At 57.7% G+C, this 13,180-nt stretch carries 12 protein-coding genes and 1 pseudogene; 1 reads left to right on the top strand and 12 read right to left on the bottom strand.

Features of this window, described 5'->3' with window-relative positions; all coding sequences use genetic code 11:
* Nucleotides 1-11: 11 nt before the first annotated feature.
* Nucleotides 12-1,319 carry an MFS transporter gene (locus LRS40_RS18555; RefSeq protein ID WP_231312310.1) on the bottom strand — a complete coding sequence of 436 codons (1,308 nt, stop codon included), beginning with the start codon at nt 1,317-1,319 and terminating at the stop codon, nt 12-14.
* A gap of 129 nt (nt 1,320-1,448) precedes the next feature.
* Between LRS40_RS18555 and LRS40_RS18550 the strand changes: the two genes are divergently transcribed.
* Nucleotides 1,449-2,345, top strand: a complete 897-nt coding sequence (locus LRS40_RS18550) for a LysR family transcriptional regulator (RefSeq protein WP_231312309.1) — start codon at nt 1,449-1,451, stop codon at nt 2,343-2,345.
* Between the two features lie 258 nt (nt 2,346-2,603).
* Here LRS40_RS18550 and LRS40_RS18545 read toward each other — a convergent pair whose 3' ends face one another.
* The 11 genes and pseudogenes from LRS40_RS18545 to LRS40_RS18495 all read right to left on the bottom strand — a co-directional run bounded on the left by LRS40_RS18545 (nt 2,604) and on the right by LRS40_RS18495 (nt 13,126).
* Nucleotides 2,604-3,788, bottom strand: a complete 1,185-nt coding sequence (locus tag LRS40_RS18545; RefSeq protein ID WP_231312308.1) for a hypothetical protein — start codon at nt 3,786-3,788, stop codon at nt 2,604-2,606.
* 374 nt (nt 3,789-4,162) lie between these two features.
* The gene (locus LRS40_RS18540) at nt 4,163-4,558 is read right to left on the bottom strand and encodes a TetR family transcriptional regulator C-terminal domain-containing protein (protein ID WP_231312307.1); all 396 of its coding nucleotides are present in this window, start codon (nt 4,556-4,558) and stop codon (nt 4,163-4,165) included.
* A gap of 134 nt (nt 4,559-4,692) precedes the next feature.
* Nucleotides 4,693-4,923 carry a tautomerase PptA gene (gene pptA / locus LRS40_RS18535; protein ID WP_142489529.1) on the bottom strand — a complete coding sequence of 77 codons (231 nt, stop codon included), beginning with the start codon at nt 4,921-4,923 and terminating at the stop codon, nt 4,693-4,695.
* 32 nt (nt 4,924-4,955) lie between these two features.
* Nucleotides 4,956-5,576 (bottom strand): glutathione S-transferase family protein, encoded by a 621-nt coding sequence (locus LRS40_RS18530; protein ID WP_231312306.1) that lies wholly within the window; start codon nt 5,574-5,576, stop codon nt 4,956-4,958.
* Nucleotides 5,577-5,615: 39 nt separating this feature from the next.
* Complete coding sequence (locus LRS40_RS18525; RefSeq protein WP_231312305.1) at nt 5,616-6,503, bottom strand: transporter substrate-binding domain-containing protein; 888 nt, start codon at nt 6,501-6,503, stop codon at nt 5,616-5,618.
* 9 nt (nt 6,504-6,512) lie between these two features.
* Nucleotides 6,513-7,286, bottom strand: a complete 774-nt coding sequence (locus tag LRS40_RS18520) for an amino acid ABC transporter ATP-binding protein (protein ID WP_142489532.1) — start codon at nt 7,284-7,286, stop codon at nt 6,513-6,515.
* Nucleotides 7,270-8,193: an amino acid ABC transporter permease gene (locus tag LRS40_RS18515; RefSeq protein WP_142489533.1), complete on the bottom strand. Its 924-nt coding sequence runs from the start codon at nt 8,191-8,193 to the stop codon at nt 7,270-7,272. Before LRS40_RS18515 ends, LRS40_RS18520 begins: the two co-directional genes overlap by 17 nt.
* A gap of 9 nt (nt 8,194-8,202) precedes the next feature.
* A complete protein-coding gene (locus LRS40_RS18510; protein ID WP_142489534.1) occupies nt 8,203-8,712 on the bottom strand; it encodes a GNAT family N-acetyltransferase in 510 nt (169 codons plus the stop codon).
* Between the two features lie 9 nt (nt 8,713-8,721).
* Nucleotides 8,722-10,997: pseudogene (locus LRS40_RS18505) on the bottom strand (NtaA/DmoA family FMN-dependent monooxygenase).
* A gap of 15 nt (nt 10,998-11,012) precedes the next feature.
* On the bottom strand, nt 11,013-12,134 hold the full coding sequence (locus LRS40_RS18500) for an amidohydrolase (protein WP_231312304.1): 1,122 nt from the start codon (nt 12,132-12,134) through the stop codon (nt 11,013-11,015).
* A complete protein-coding gene (locus tag LRS40_RS18495; RefSeq protein WP_231312303.1) occupies nt 12,131-13,126 on the bottom strand; it encodes an LLM class flavin-dependent oxidoreductase in 996 nt (331 codons plus the stop codon). The genes LRS40_RS18500 and LRS40_RS18495 overlap by 4 nt, the downstream gene beginning before the upstream one ends.
* Nucleotides 13,127-13,180: the final 54 nt, after the last annotated feature.

Here is a 13,180-nt window from a genome sequence, read left to right as displayed (position 1 = left end):
TTTTCCTTAAATTAATGTTTTGACTGAATTAATGTTTCGCTGGCCTGCGCCTTGCGGCTGGACGCCGAGAGCCACAGCACCACGATTGAGGAGAGGATCAGCAGCCCGGCGACAAACCACAGTCCCCAGGTGTAACTCCCGGTTTGTTGCTTGATCAGGCCAATCATGAACGGACCGACAAAGCCCCCCAGATTGCCGAGTGAGTTGATGGTGGCGATACCCGCCGCCGCCGCCGAACCGGAAAGGAACAGGGTTGGCATGCTCCACAGCGGGGGTTTGGAGGCGCTGATGCCGCAGTTAACGATGGTCAGCGCAAGGATCACCCCGACAATGCTCGTCGTACTGCCCGCCATAAACAGCCCGGCAGCCGCGACGATACAGGCGGCAATCACGTGCCACGAGCGTTCGCCGGTTTTGTCGGAATGACGCGCCCAGAGCACCATTGCCGCCACTGCCAGCACCGCCGGAATCGCATTCAGCAGGCCGACGGTCATGGAGGAGACGCCGAGGGTTTTGATGATCTGCGGCGACCAGATGCCCAGGGTATAGAGCCCGGCAGAAGTGCCGAAGTAGACCAGCGACAGGGCCAGAACGCGTTTATCCAGCAGCCCTTTCCAGACGCTGTGCTGTGCCGTAGCCTGTTTAGCCGCCTGCTCGCGTTGCAGAGTGGCAATCAGCCAGCCGCGCTCCTCTTCGCTGAGCCATTTCGCCTTTTCCGGGCGGTCGGTCAGCCAGAACAGTACCACCACGCCGAGGATCACCGCTGGCACCGCTTCGAGGACAAACATCCACTGCCAGCCGGCAAAGCCCATCATGCCGTGCATCTCCAGCAGTGCGGCGGAAATCGGCGAGCCGAGCGCGGTGGAGATAGGCGCCGCGGCCATAAAGATGGCCGTCACCTGGGCGCGCTTTTGCGCCGGGAACAAGTAGCTTAAGTAGAGGATGATCCCCGGGAAGAAGCCTGCTTCCGCCACGCCGAGCAGGAAACGCAGGGTATAGAAGCTGGTAGTGCCCTGGACAAAGGCCATGCCGCCGGAGACCATCCCCCAGGTGATCATCACCCGGGCAATCCAGATGCGCGCCCCAACCTTGTGCAGGATCAGGTTGGACGGCACCTCAAACAGGAAGTAGCCGAGGAAGAAAATCCCGGCCCCGAAGCCAAACACCGCCGGGGAGAAGCCGAGATCGGTGTTCATGGTGAGCGCCGCGAAACCGATATTGACGCGGTCGAGAAATGCGATGAAATACAACAGCATGATAAAGGGTACGATGCGCAAGGTGATCTTGCGCATGACCCGTTGTTCGATTGTGCAGGTCATGTGAGGTGTTCCTCATAATTATTTTGTAGGGTACGCAGTCGGGCTGCCTTGATGAGTATGCTGATATTTCTTGCATGATCATGCGCATCGGTTTATACAAAAAAATGCAATAATCACGAGCGAGCCAAAATGGAACTACAACACCTGCGCTGTTTCCTGGCAGTGGCAGAAACCCTGCATTTCGGTCAGGCGGCACAGCGGCTGGATATGCTGCCCTCTGCCCTGGGAAGGAATATTCGCCTTTTAGAAGAAGCACTTGGCACGCGGTTATTCACGCGTTCAACCCGCCGGGTGGTGCTCACGGAGAATGGCGTTTTGCTGCGGGAAGAGGCGCGAAAGCTGCTCGCCCACGCCGATGCGATTATGTTGCAATTTCGTCAAAATCCGCGCCGGGCGCAGCCGCTTTTACGCGTCGGGACTATCGACAGCGCGGCCATCGGATTGCTGCCGGGATTGCTGCAGCTGTTTCGCCAGCACTACCCGACGGTGGAGATCCAGCTCTTCGAAGACAAGACCGTCCATCTGCTGCCGAAGCTGAAAAGCGGCAGGCTGGATCTGGTGTTTATTCGTCCGCCCGCGCAGCTGGATGCTCAGTTTGGCCGGGCGTTTTTATGCAATGAGCCCGGCATCCTTGCCCTGCCGGCCAGCCATCCGTTTGCCGACCGGGAAAGGGTCGATATCGCCGAGCTGGAAGGAATGCCGATGATCCTGCCGGAGCGGCGTTCGCGCCCGCACAGCCACGATCTGACCATGAACCTGTTCCATAATGCGGGCATTGAAGTGACGGTGTCACAGATGGCGGACGAAAAGCAGACCATCATCAACCTGGTGGCGGCGGGCATTGGCCTGGCGATTGTCCCGGCGTGGAGCAGCCGCTATCTGATGCCGGGGGTGAAGTTTGTGCAGCTGAACGGCGCGGAGCAGATGGGGATGCCGCTGGAGGCGGTATGGATGACCGGTGCGCAGGATGAGATACGGGATAATATGCTGGCGATGTTGCGGGAGCATCCGGAGCTGTATGGATAGAATTTTGACCCGTAGATACTCTATGGAACTTATAAGAACATGCAGCATGGGACGTGCTAACTCTATAAAAAGAGGTAACAACGTTCAGAGGTGAAATATTCCCGCTTTAATGTTGGGATGAGAGTTTAAGCCTGTTTATATCGCTAAAAGTCAAGATCGCGCGATCGGCTCATGGACTTTTAATATAGATAAAGGTTATACGGCCTGTAAAAAAGGGGCTGAATAATAAGCCATTCAACCCCTGTATTGACTACAACATTAATTCTTTAACTGCGTCGTTAATTTCAGCGGCTGCTCGCCATTATAATTAACATCCGCGCGGATCAGGACAGACTTGAGATGACCAGAATCATCGAGCTCATCGTTCAGTGCGAAATAAACCACACCATAGTTATTATGTCCATACTGGCTTTTTTCAGTCTGGAAGATGTCATTCCAGGCACGCGCTTCCGCTTCATCTTTAGGTTTGATCTGGCATGTTGTGAGTGAGGCTTCCGTATCCCAGGCCATCATGACATTCTGAGTATTAACCATGAGATTTTTAATGCTGGGTACATCAGGGCATCCGTCCAAAGTCAGAGTGTAAACCTGTTTTTCAAAGTTATACTTCTCAGGGAAAATACCGGGTAAAAATTTCACCATCACAGGCCCACCCGAAACGGTAGGGAATTGCCCCTTAGGGTCACGCTCTGCTGATATAAATTTTATATACTTGATTTTTTTATATTCTTCAAGTTTATCAAGCATGGCCGGAATGGCGGTTTTTTCGATATCGCGCTTCTTAAACTCATCTTGCTCATTATAATATTTGGCATCAACAAGGTTAAGCATCTCTTTATTATCAATGTTTTTAGCTCGCGCCAGATACAGCCAGGTAAAATCCTCATCGCTGATGAATTTGTAATCTTCTGCTGGTACGGCAAGAACCTGTTTTTTGAAATCAGCCGCTTTCTTTTCTTGTTCTTCCTTTTGTTTCTTATAGGCATCAAGGGCTTCTTGTTGCTCTTTGGACGGTTTACCCCGTTCAGCAATGTCAGGATCTTCCATCAACGAATGCCCTAAATTAGACGCTGCGGAGATAACTTCCTTACCGTTATTATCAATTAAGACGCTGGCCTGATGGTTTCTGGATTCAAAACGGGTGGTTAAGGGGCCTACTGGCTGGATGCTAATGTCAAAAGAGCATACCTTCGACTGCGCTTTCTCATCTGCAGAAACCTCTTTTACGTTTCTTAATTCAATATGGTTACGGGCGATTAAGTCGTCCTTATCCTTAAATTTAACGTCGGTATCATTGTAGTTGCGGAATAAGTTATCACCAACACGATCGACAATAGCTTTAGAAAAGGCCTCGGAAGTACATTCCGGTTGCTTATCGCCACACCCTACCAGAATAGCGGAAATCAACGTGAGTAACGTGGTAGCTAAAATTTTCTGTTTCATATGATCTGTATCATCCATTGGCAATTTTATAATAACTTTAATTTACTATTTTTTGATAATTTTTAGCGTGGACATTTTAATGCTTAGGAACCACATGTTGAAGTCTTTTTTCTTAGGCGCAGACTTATAAATCCACCATAAATGGTAGTTGCTCGACTTTTTATACTACTATTAAAAACCTAAAGGGGTCGGAGAATACTAATAAGCAAGAGGCATGGCTTTATCTCGCCCTAACTAAAATCAGAAGGGTATTTTTTTGATAATTGCAAAATTGGGATCTCGAGGTCAAATCAACGCTTTTTTTAGCATCCGAAACAGGATAAGTCACTTCGTGCGGCCTGTTTGCCAGGTGGCGGCTGCGCCTTACCCGGCCCCTACGCCTTATAAATAAATCGTTGTATAAAATCGGCAATATCGGCTTCGACCATCGCGCATTTTTCCGCCGAAGGCCTGACGCCCAGAAATTCGTCATAACCGCTCAGGAGAGAAATCAGCTGTCGCGTGGTGCGGCTGGGGTCGCACTCGCGGAAGGTTCCATTCCCCACACCTTCCTCAATAATGTCGCGAACCCGTTCGCTCCACGCTTGCATAATGGCCTCAACGAATTCGGCGTAAGCGTCATTATGCAGCGCTAACTGCCACGTGGCGCCATACAGCTGCCAGGCGGCATCCTGCTCAAAGGGCAGAAAATCGGCGACCAGGCGCTCCATTTTTTGCGCGGAGGATAACCCCGCGACTTCACGCGTAAATGTCTCCAGCTCGTCGCGCATAAAACGATCCAGCGCCGCAATTACTGGAAAAGTATTCTCAGCTAAAAGATATTGGCAAGCGGGTTAATACCAGTACCCTTTAATCAGCTTTTATCCCCTGCATCTTGCCGATGCGGGGGATACGTTTACTGCTTTTACATCGAATAGCCCGGCTTTTTAATCAACTCATCCAGCTTCGGACCAATCTCCGTATCCCAGACCTGCGCTTTCCAGTCGGCTTCCTGAACTTCGTTCAGCGCGACCGAAATGGAGCGATCTTTACTGTTCAGATGGCGAGTAATCACCTCGGCGATATCTGCCGCCAGCGCGGTTTTTTGCTCGTCGTTCAGGTCGCGGGGAAAACATTTGATATTGACGTGTGGCATGTGCAGGGCTCCTTTTGAGTAAGCGTTCCAGACTAGCAGAGTATCTCGTTGTCTTTTAGCACCTTGTGCAGTTTCGGGAGCTTGCACACGCTATCGGCAATGGCGGTAATGTTCGGCGTGTTGGCAGCAAACCATTCCGGACGTGGGCCCCAGATTCGCATCACGCACAGATAACAGTCGATAAGGGTGATCGGCTCACCAAAGGCGTATGGCGTGGCTTTGAGGTGGTTATCCAGCCAAAGATAGAGCGATTTACGGTATTCGCGGCAGTTTTGTTGCAGCTGCTCGGGGGCGTCCGGTGCCCAGCGCTCCGGGTAATCGGCGTAGGTAAAGGTGGGATAAACGTTAGCCACCAGCCAGATCAGCAGGCGCTGAAACTGCTGGCGATCTGCATGCCCGACGGGAGGTGCCAGATCGGGACAGCGATCCAGCACCAGCAGCGCAATGGCTGCCGTTTCCGTCATGATCTCGCCGTTCTCCAGCTCGAGGGTCGGCACCTGACACAGGGGATTCAGTTTTTCGAGCAGTTCGCGCGTCGCGCCCGGCTTATCGAACCCGTCGACGTTGATAAACTGATACGGAATATCGGCGAGGGTCAGCATCACTTCACTTATGGCTGAGCCCCAGCCGGGAACGCCATAGACTTTGATCATCGGCTATACCTCGGTCAAAGCCTTAAGTGTAGAGCAGCCTCAGTAGGTTATCCCGGGCGGGTTAACCTCCGACTGCGCCACCGCCTCGCCCTGCTCGCCCCAGCGCGCCAGCACCTTCTGGTATTCGCCGCGCTGGATGGCCCCGTCGAGCGCCGCCTGGAGGGCATACACCAGCTCGTTACCCTTTTTGGTGGTGGTGGCGACATACGCCTTTTTCGGCCCTAAGCCCACGACCCGGGTTTTACCGGTCAGGGCCTCTTTGTAAGCCGATACCGACTGCGGGCCAAAGAACACGTCCGCCCTGCCGGACTGGATATAAAGATTGCCTGAGGCGTCGTCGGTAAGGTAGACCGGCAGCGCAGGCTCGCGCCCGGCGGTTTTGTTCTCTTCGTTCCATCCCAACAGAATGCGCTCCTGGTTGGTGCCGGAGCCGACAATCACCTTTTTACCCGCCAGATCGGCGGCGCTCTTGATCGACTGCACCTCGCTGGTGGATTTCACTGAAAAGGCCAGGTTATCGACGCGATAGGTGGCGAAGTCAAACTTCTGTTTACGCTGCTCGGTCACCGCAATGTTGACCAGCGCCACGTCGTAGCGCCCGGAGGTGATGCCCAGCGGCCAGTCTTCCCACGCCGTCGGCACCAGCTTGAGTTTTAAACCGAGGCTGCCCGCCAGCAGCCGGGCGATATCCGGGTCACTGCCGATGCGGGTACGGTTATCGCTGGCCAGCAGCGCCAGCGGCGGCGAGTTCAGCGCCGAAATGGCGACGGTTAAGGTGCCCGGTTCGACAAATTTATAGCTTGCGGGGATCTTCGCCACCGCCTGCTTATCCACCGTCACCGGCAGCGGCTGCTCGTTCGCCTGTAAATCAATGGCGGCGTGGCTTGTGGACGCCACCATTAACAACGCCAGTAATCCCTTTTTCATCTTCTCTCCTTACAGCACTTTGGACAGGAACTGCCGCGTTCGGGCGTGGGACGGACGGTTCAACACCTCGTCGCTGCTCCCCTGTTCGACGATTTTGCCGTCGACCATAAACACCACCTGGTCTGCCACTTCCCGGGCGAAGCCGATCTCATGTGTCACCACCACCAGGGTAGTGCCGGAGCGGGCCAGCTTTTTAATTACGTCCAGCACCTCGCCCACCAGCTCGGGGTCAAGGGCGGACGTCGGTTCATCAAACAACATCACTCGTGGGCGTAATGCCAGGGCACGGGCAATGGCGATACGCTGCTGCTGCCCGCCGGAAAGGTGCCGCGACCAGGCGTCGGCCTTATCGCGCAGCCCCACCACGTCCAGCAGATCGTAGGCCCGATCGACCGCTTCTTTTCGGCTCAGCTGTTTGTGGGCAATCGGCGCCTCAATCAGGTTCTCCAGCACCGTCAGGTGCGGGAACAGGTTGAAGTTCTGGAACACGTAGCCCACGTTGATGCGCTGTTTGAGGATCGCTTTCTCCTTCAGCTCGTACAGCGTGTTGCCCTCCCGGCGATAGCCGATGTAGTCCCCGTCTATCTGGATAAAACCTTCATCAACGCGCTCGAGGTGGTTAATGGTGCGCAGCAGTGTGGATTTACCGGAGCCGGACGGGCCGAGGATCACCGTCACCGAGCCCGGCGGGATCTCCAGCGAGACGTTATCCAGCGCCTTGTGCCGACCAAAAAACTTGCTGACGCCGGTAATGGAAATATGTCCTTCAGGAGAGGCTCGCATGGACAGGCTCCTGTGTGGTTTGGGTGGTAACGGAACGGGTGCGGGTGGCGCGGGAGGTGTTCACCGCCGAGCGGCGCTCGCTGCGGGCCAGAGCACGTTCAACCAGATGCTGAATGGCGGAGAGCACGGTGGTGATCACCAGATACCAGACGGCACCGACCATCAGCAGCGGGATCACCTCCTGGGTGCGGTTGTAGATCATCTGGATGGTATAGAACAGCTCCGGCATCGCCAGGACGTAAACCATCGCCGTGCCCTTGGCGAGGCTGATGATTTCGTTGAACCCGGACGGCAGAATGGTGCGCAGCGCCTGCGGCAGGATGATGCGCAGGGTGCGGCGCGAGGCCGGCAAACCCAGCGCGGCCGCCGCTTCATACTGGCCGTGATCGACCCCCAGGAAGCCGCCGCGAATGATCTCCGCGGTATAGGCGCTCTGCACCAGCGTCAGGCCGACAACGGCGGTGGAGAACTGCCCCAGCACGTTGATGGTTTCAAAGCTGCCCCAGGTGATGCTGGTGAACGGCACGCCGAGCGACAGCGTGTCGTACAGATAGGAGAAGTTGTAGAGGATAATCAGCACCACAATCAGCGGCAGGGAGCGGAACAGCCAGATATAGCCCCAGGCGAGGCTGCTCAGCAGCCACGAGGAGGACAGTCGGGCCAGGGCTAACATGCCGCCGATCGCCACGCTGAGCGCGGTGCCGATCAGGGTCAGGAGCAGCGTCTGCCCCACCCCTTCAAGGATCACCGGATCGAAGAACCAGCGCGCGAATACGCTCCACTCCCAGCGCGGGTTAAAGGCCACCGACTGAATGACAACCGCCAGCACAAACAGCGCAACAATCGCCCCCACCGTGCGCAGCGGGTAGCGCGCCGGGACCACTTTGATGGTTTCAACGTTGTTCATCGTCGTTCCTCATGCCGATTTACTGAACGCTTCGCGTACCAGCGTTTTGGTGAAGCGCAGCCGTCCGTCGAACGGCGGCTGGCTGTACTCTTCCGGGTCACGGGTCAGGTCGAACTGCGCCGCGTAGCCCTGGCTCAGGTAGAGCCGCACCGCTTCCGGCTGACGAAAGCCTGTGGTGAGGTAGATCTGGCTGTAACCGGCCAGTACCGCCCGGCGCTCCAGCTCCTGCACCACCCGGGCGGCAAGTCCCTGCTGGCGCAGGGATTTGTCGGTCCAGATCCGTTTGATCTCGGCGGTCTGCCCATCGAAGGGTTTATAGGCCCCGGTGGCGATGATTTTTCCGTCGCGCTCCAGGACAATAAACAGCCCCTGCGGCGCCAGATACCACTCGGTCAGCTCGATCTCGGCATCTTTAGAGAAGTAGTCGCCGTAGCGCGCCGCGTACTCGCCGAACAGCCCCTCGATGATGGGCTGAAGATCGGCGTCCTCCGGCGAAACGTCACGAAAAAGGTCGCTCATAGGTTCTCCTTAGTCGCCAAGGCCGGCCGGATTCACTTCGGAACTCGGGATGCGCTCCACGCCTTCCCCCCAGCGGTTCAGCACCTTGTCATAGTCGCCGTTCTTGATCACGCCGTTCAGGGCGGTCTGCACCGGCTCGGCCAGGCCACTGCCTTTTTTCAGGGTCACGGCGATATGCGCCGCTTTCGGCCAGCCGCCGTCGACGCTGCCCACCAGTTTGGTTTTACCGTTGAGGGCCGCTTTCCACGCGCCAATCACGTTCGGGCCAAAGTAAGCATCCGCACGACCGGACTGCAACGCCAGGGTCTGGGCAGCATCATCTTTGGTGTAGATAGGGGTGAACGGCTTCAGCCCCTTCTTCTGGTTTTCCGCATCCCACGCCAGCAGGATCGCCTCCTGGTTGGTGCCGGAGCCAACGATAATCCGCAGCCCGGCGATGTCTTCCGCCTTCTCGAGCTTCTTGATTGGGCTGGTGGATTTCACGTAGAAGCCCAGGGAATCCTTACGGTAGGTGGCGAAATCGAACTTCTCTTTGCGCTCTTTGGTGACGGTGATATTGCTGATCGCCGCATCGTATTTCCCGGAGGTCACCCCCAGCGGCCAGTCTTCCCAGGAGGTGGGCACCACGTTCAGCTCCAGCCCGAGGCTGTCGGCCACCAGACGGGCGATATCGGCCTCGCTGCCAATCAGGGTTTTGTTGTCATCGGCAAACACCGTCAGCGGCGGCTGGCTGAGCCCGGCAATCGCCACGGTAAATTTCCCCGGCACTACCGGCTTAAAGCTGGCGGGCAGCTGAGCGATGGCCTGCGGATTTTTTGCGGTGTTGATCGGCGTTTTGTTGGCCTCGAGGCTGACCCCGGTGCCGTTAATGTTGACGTTCTCTGCCCAGACGGCAGGGGTAAAGGCCAGCGCGAGCGCCAGAATAAGCGATGATTTTTTCATGGCAGGTTCTCTTATTGTTGTGTGCGTTATTGTTGTGTGAACTGATTAACGGGCTGGTCTAATCCCAGGCTCTCACGCAGGGTGGTGCCGGGGTATTCGGTGCGGAACAGGCCGCGCGCCTGCAACAGCGGCACCACCTGATCCACAAAGCGCGGGAAGGTATCCGGGGTGCCGCCCTGGATGATGAACCCGTCCGCGGCATAGCCCTCAAACCACTGCTGTAAGCCGTCAGCAACCTGTTCCGGGGTGCCGGAAAAACGCGGACGCGGCGAGGCGGCTTCCAGCGCCACCTGACGCAGGGTTAAGTTGCGCTCCCGGGCGTTGCGTTTGATCTCATCGGTGGTGCTGCGGAAGCTGTTTTTCCCCAGATCGCCAATGTCCGGGAAGGCTTCATCCAGCGGATACTGGCTGAAGTCGTGATGCTCAAAATAGCGGCCCAGATAGTTCAGGGCATCGTTGATGGAGACCAGCGCGGCGGTGGTCTGGTACTGCTCCTCCACGTCGGCGGCGTCTTTCCCGACGATGACGCTCACCCCCTGGAAGATATGCAATTCGTCCTCACGGCGGCCATGCTGCTTCAGCTGACTTTTCACGTCGTGCCAGAACGCCTGGGCTTCTTCGTAGGTGTCATGGTGGGTAAAGATGGCGTCAGCATGTTTCGCCGCCAGCTTTTTGCCGTCGTCCGAGGCGCCGGCCTGGAAGACGATCGGCCTGCCCTGCGGCGTGCGGCCAATGTTCAGCGGCCCGGCTACCTTAAAGAAATCCCCGTGGTGATCGAGGGTGTGCAGCTTTTTAGGGTCGAAGAACTCCCCGGTCTCTTTGTTACGCACAAAGGCGTCGCCCTCCCAGGAGTCCCACAGCCCTTTCACCACGTCGAGATACTCATCGGCGATGCGGTAACGCAGGGCGTGCTCCGGGTGCTTGTCGCGGGAGAAATTCTTCGCTGAACCTTCCAGCGGCGAAGTCACCACGTTCCAGCCCGCCCGGCCGTTGCTGAGATGGTCGAGGCTGGCAAACTGGCGCGCCACGGTGAAGGGCTCGCTGTAGGAGGTGGATAAGGTGCCCACCAGCCCCAACCGTGATGTGACGGTCGCCAGCGCCGACAGCACGGTCAGGGGCTCAAAGCGGTTGAGAAAATGCGGGATCGACTTCTCGTTGATGTAGAGGCCATCCGCGACAAAGATAAAGTCGAGCTTGCCCGCTTCGGCCTTGAGGGCCGTCTCTTTGACAAAGTTAAAATTGATGCTGGCATCGGCCGGGGCTGCCGGATGACGCCAGGCTGACATATTCCCCGAAGCGCCGTGCAAAATCGTGCCCAGGCGCAGCTGTCGTGTTGCGGACATATTCCCTCCTTACCCTTAAAGTTGATTCAGTGCTTTTTCCGCAAGCTGGGCGAAATACCGCGCGGCGGGTTCAATTAAGGCTTCATCCGGGTTAAAGGCCGGATGGTGTAATCCGTACTGGCTGGCGCTGCCGATGCTGACGAAAGCCCCGGGGATCTGCTGCAGGTAGACGGCAAAATCCTCCCCGCCCATGTGCAGCTCGGCCTGCCGGGTCTCATACCCGGTTTCCCGCGCCACCGAGGTGGCAAACTCGGCCCAGTTGGCGTCGTTAACCAGCGCGGTAGGTCCGGCATACCAGGTGATGTCGATCTGCGCGTTAAAGGCGGCGGCAAATCCGGCAGCGATTTCGGCCACCCGGGCCTTCACGTTCTGTTGCACTTCCGGGCGATGGGTACGCAGGGTCCCCTCCAGCTCGACGCTCTCCGGCAGCACGTTCCAGGTATTGCCCCCGGTAATGCGCGTCACGCTCAGCACCACCGAATCCAGGGTATTCACGTTGCGGCTGGCGACGCTCTGCAGGGCGGTGACCAGCTGGCTGGCAAGCAGGATGGCGTCGTTGCCTTCATGCGGACGGGCGGCGTGCGCCCCCTTGCCGGTAATGCGAAATACGAAGCGGTCAACGTTGGCGTAGAACGGGCCGCCGCGGGTGGCAAAACTGCCCACCGGCAGACCGGGTTCGTTATGCATGCCGAAGATGGCGCTGACGTCGCGCAGGGCCCCGGCGCGCACCAGGCTCTTTGCGCCGCCGAAGTTCTCCTCCGCGGGCTGGAACAGGATCCGCACCCGGCCATTAAGCGCGTCTTCGCGGGCTTTCAGCTTCAGGGCCGCGCCGAGGATCACGCTGGTGTGGATGTCGTGGCCGCAGGCGTGCATGACGCCCGGGCGTTGGGAGGTAAAGGCTACGCCGCTGCGCTCCTCAATCTGCAGGCCGTCGATATCGGCCCGCAGGGCAATCTGTTTATCACCCTTCCCCACTTCGGCAACCACGCCGGTGTGCAGGTCATAGGGCAGGACGGTGATCCCGGCGTCACCCAGCCACTGGCGCAGGCGGGCGGTGGTTTGTACTTCCTCGCCGGAAAGCTCCGGATTCTGGTGCAGCTCGCGGCGCCAGGCGATCAGCTGTTGTTCGAGGCTCATGCGGCCACCTCCCTCTGCTGTCGGGCCTGGGCCAGCAGGCGCAGGGACTGCACCCGGGCGGTGCCGTCGGCGACCGGGGTATCAATGATGAATTCGTCGATGCCCCACTGCTGATGCAGTGCCTCCAGCTGTTCGAGTACCGACACCGCGGTACCCGCCAGCAGCGACTGGGCGCGTCGGGCGATGCGCAGCGGCTCGCTGCCCGCCTGGCGGGCAAAGGCATAAGCCTGCTCCTCGCTGGCAACGGTGACCCGCTGGCCGTTGGCAAGCTCAACGCCCCACACTTCGACGGATTTGGCCAGCTCCTCGGCCTGCGCCTGGGTTGGCGCAACGATGGCCTGCACCGCGACAATCACCTCCCGGGCGCTATGGACGCGCCAGGTGCTAATCACTTCGCGCAGCAGGTCGGGATCGCCATTCAGATGGGCAGCAAAAACGAAGTCCCAGTCGAGGCGGGCGGCCAGGCGAGCGCTCTCTGCGCTGGCGCCCAGCAGGAAGCCAGCAGCCGGAACCTGGGGTAACGGAGTGGCACGAACCGCCTCCTCCTGTGAAGTCGGGTTGAGCCAGCCATCCAGCTGCGCCAGCTGGTCGGCGAAATCGCCCTTCTCCTGCTGGCTGAGGCCGAGCTGTAACGCCCGGGTCGAGAGCGGCAGGCCGCCCGGCGCTTTGCCGACGCCCAGATCCACACGCCCGGGGGCGATAGCCGCCAGTAGATTGAAGTTCTCTGCCACTTTGTACGGGCTGTAATGTTGCAGCATTACCCCACCGGAGCCGACGCGAATGCGACGGGTCTGCCCGAGTATCCAGGCAATCAGCAGCTCAGGCGACGGACTCGCCAGCTGCGGGGTGTTGTGGTGTTCGGCAATCCAGAAGCGGTGATAACCCAGGGTTTCGGCCTGTTGCGCCAGGCTTAAGGTGCGCGATAGCGCATCGGCGGCCGTTTCGTTTTCTGCGACAGGACTTTTATCCAGAATGCTGATTCGCCAGGACATGTTGCAATCTCGTTTGACTAAACATGTCGCCATTATTAAAGGGCGATTTCACCT

The sequence above is a fragment of the Leclercia sp. G3L genome, assembly GCF_021117075.1.
GTDB lineage: Bacteria > Pseudomonadota > Gammaproteobacteria > Enterobacterales > Enterobacteriaceae > Enterobacter > Enterobacter adecarboxylatus_C.
The sequence above is the reverse complement of the archived record's forward strand: the minus strand, read 5'-3'. Positions and strand labels throughout refer to the sequence as shown.

Excerpts from the sequence above, each read along its gene's own strand:
- LRS40_RS18555 (WP_231312310.1), bottom strand. The coding sequence starts at position 1,319 with ATGACCTGCACAATCGAACAACGGGTCATGCGCAAGATCACCTTGCGC.
- LRS40_RS18550 (WP_231312309.1), top strand. The coding sequence starts at position 1,449 with ATGGAACTACAACACCTGCGCTGTTTCCTGGCAGTGGCAGAAACCCTG.
- LRS40_RS18545 (WP_231312308.1), bottom strand. The coding sequence starts at position 3,788 with ATGAAACAGAAAATTTTAGCTACCACGTTACTCACGTTGATTTCCGCT.
- LRS40_RS18540 (WP_231312307.1), bottom strand. The coding sequence starts at position 4,558 with ATGCGCGACGAGCTGGAGACATTTACGCGTGAAGTCGCGGGGTTATCC.
- pptA (WP_142489529.1), bottom strand. The coding sequence starts at position 4,923 with ATGCCACACGTCAATATCAAATGTTTTCCCCGCGACCTGAACGACGAG.
- LRS40_RS18530 (WP_231312306.1), bottom strand. The coding sequence starts at position 5,576 with ATGATCAAAGTCTATGGCGTTCCCGGCTGGGGCTCAGCCATAAGTGAA.
- LRS40_RS18525 (WP_231312305.1), bottom strand. The coding sequence starts at position 6,503 with ATGAAAAAGGGATTACTGGCGTTGTTAATGGTGGCGTCCACAAGCCAC.
- LRS40_RS18520 (WP_142489532.1), bottom strand. The coding sequence starts at position 7,286 with ATGCGAGCCTCTCCTGAAGGACATATTTCCATTACCGGCGTCAGCAAG.
- LRS40_RS18515 (WP_142489533.1), bottom strand. The coding sequence starts at position 8,193 with ATGAACAACGTTGAAACCATCAAAGTGGTCCCGGCGCGCTACCCGCTG.
- LRS40_RS18510 (WP_142489534.1), bottom strand. The coding sequence starts at position 8,712 with ATGAGCGACCTTTTTCGTGACGTTTCGCCGGAGGACGCCGATCTTCAG.
- LRS40_RS18500 (WP_231312304.1), bottom strand. The coding sequence starts at position 12,134 with ATGAGCCTCGAACAACAGCTGATCGCCTGGCGCCGCGAGCTGCACCAG.
- LRS40_RS18495 (WP_231312303.1), bottom strand. The coding sequence starts at position 13,126 with ATGTCCTGGCGAATCAGCATTCTGGATAAAAGTCCTGTCGCAGAAAAC.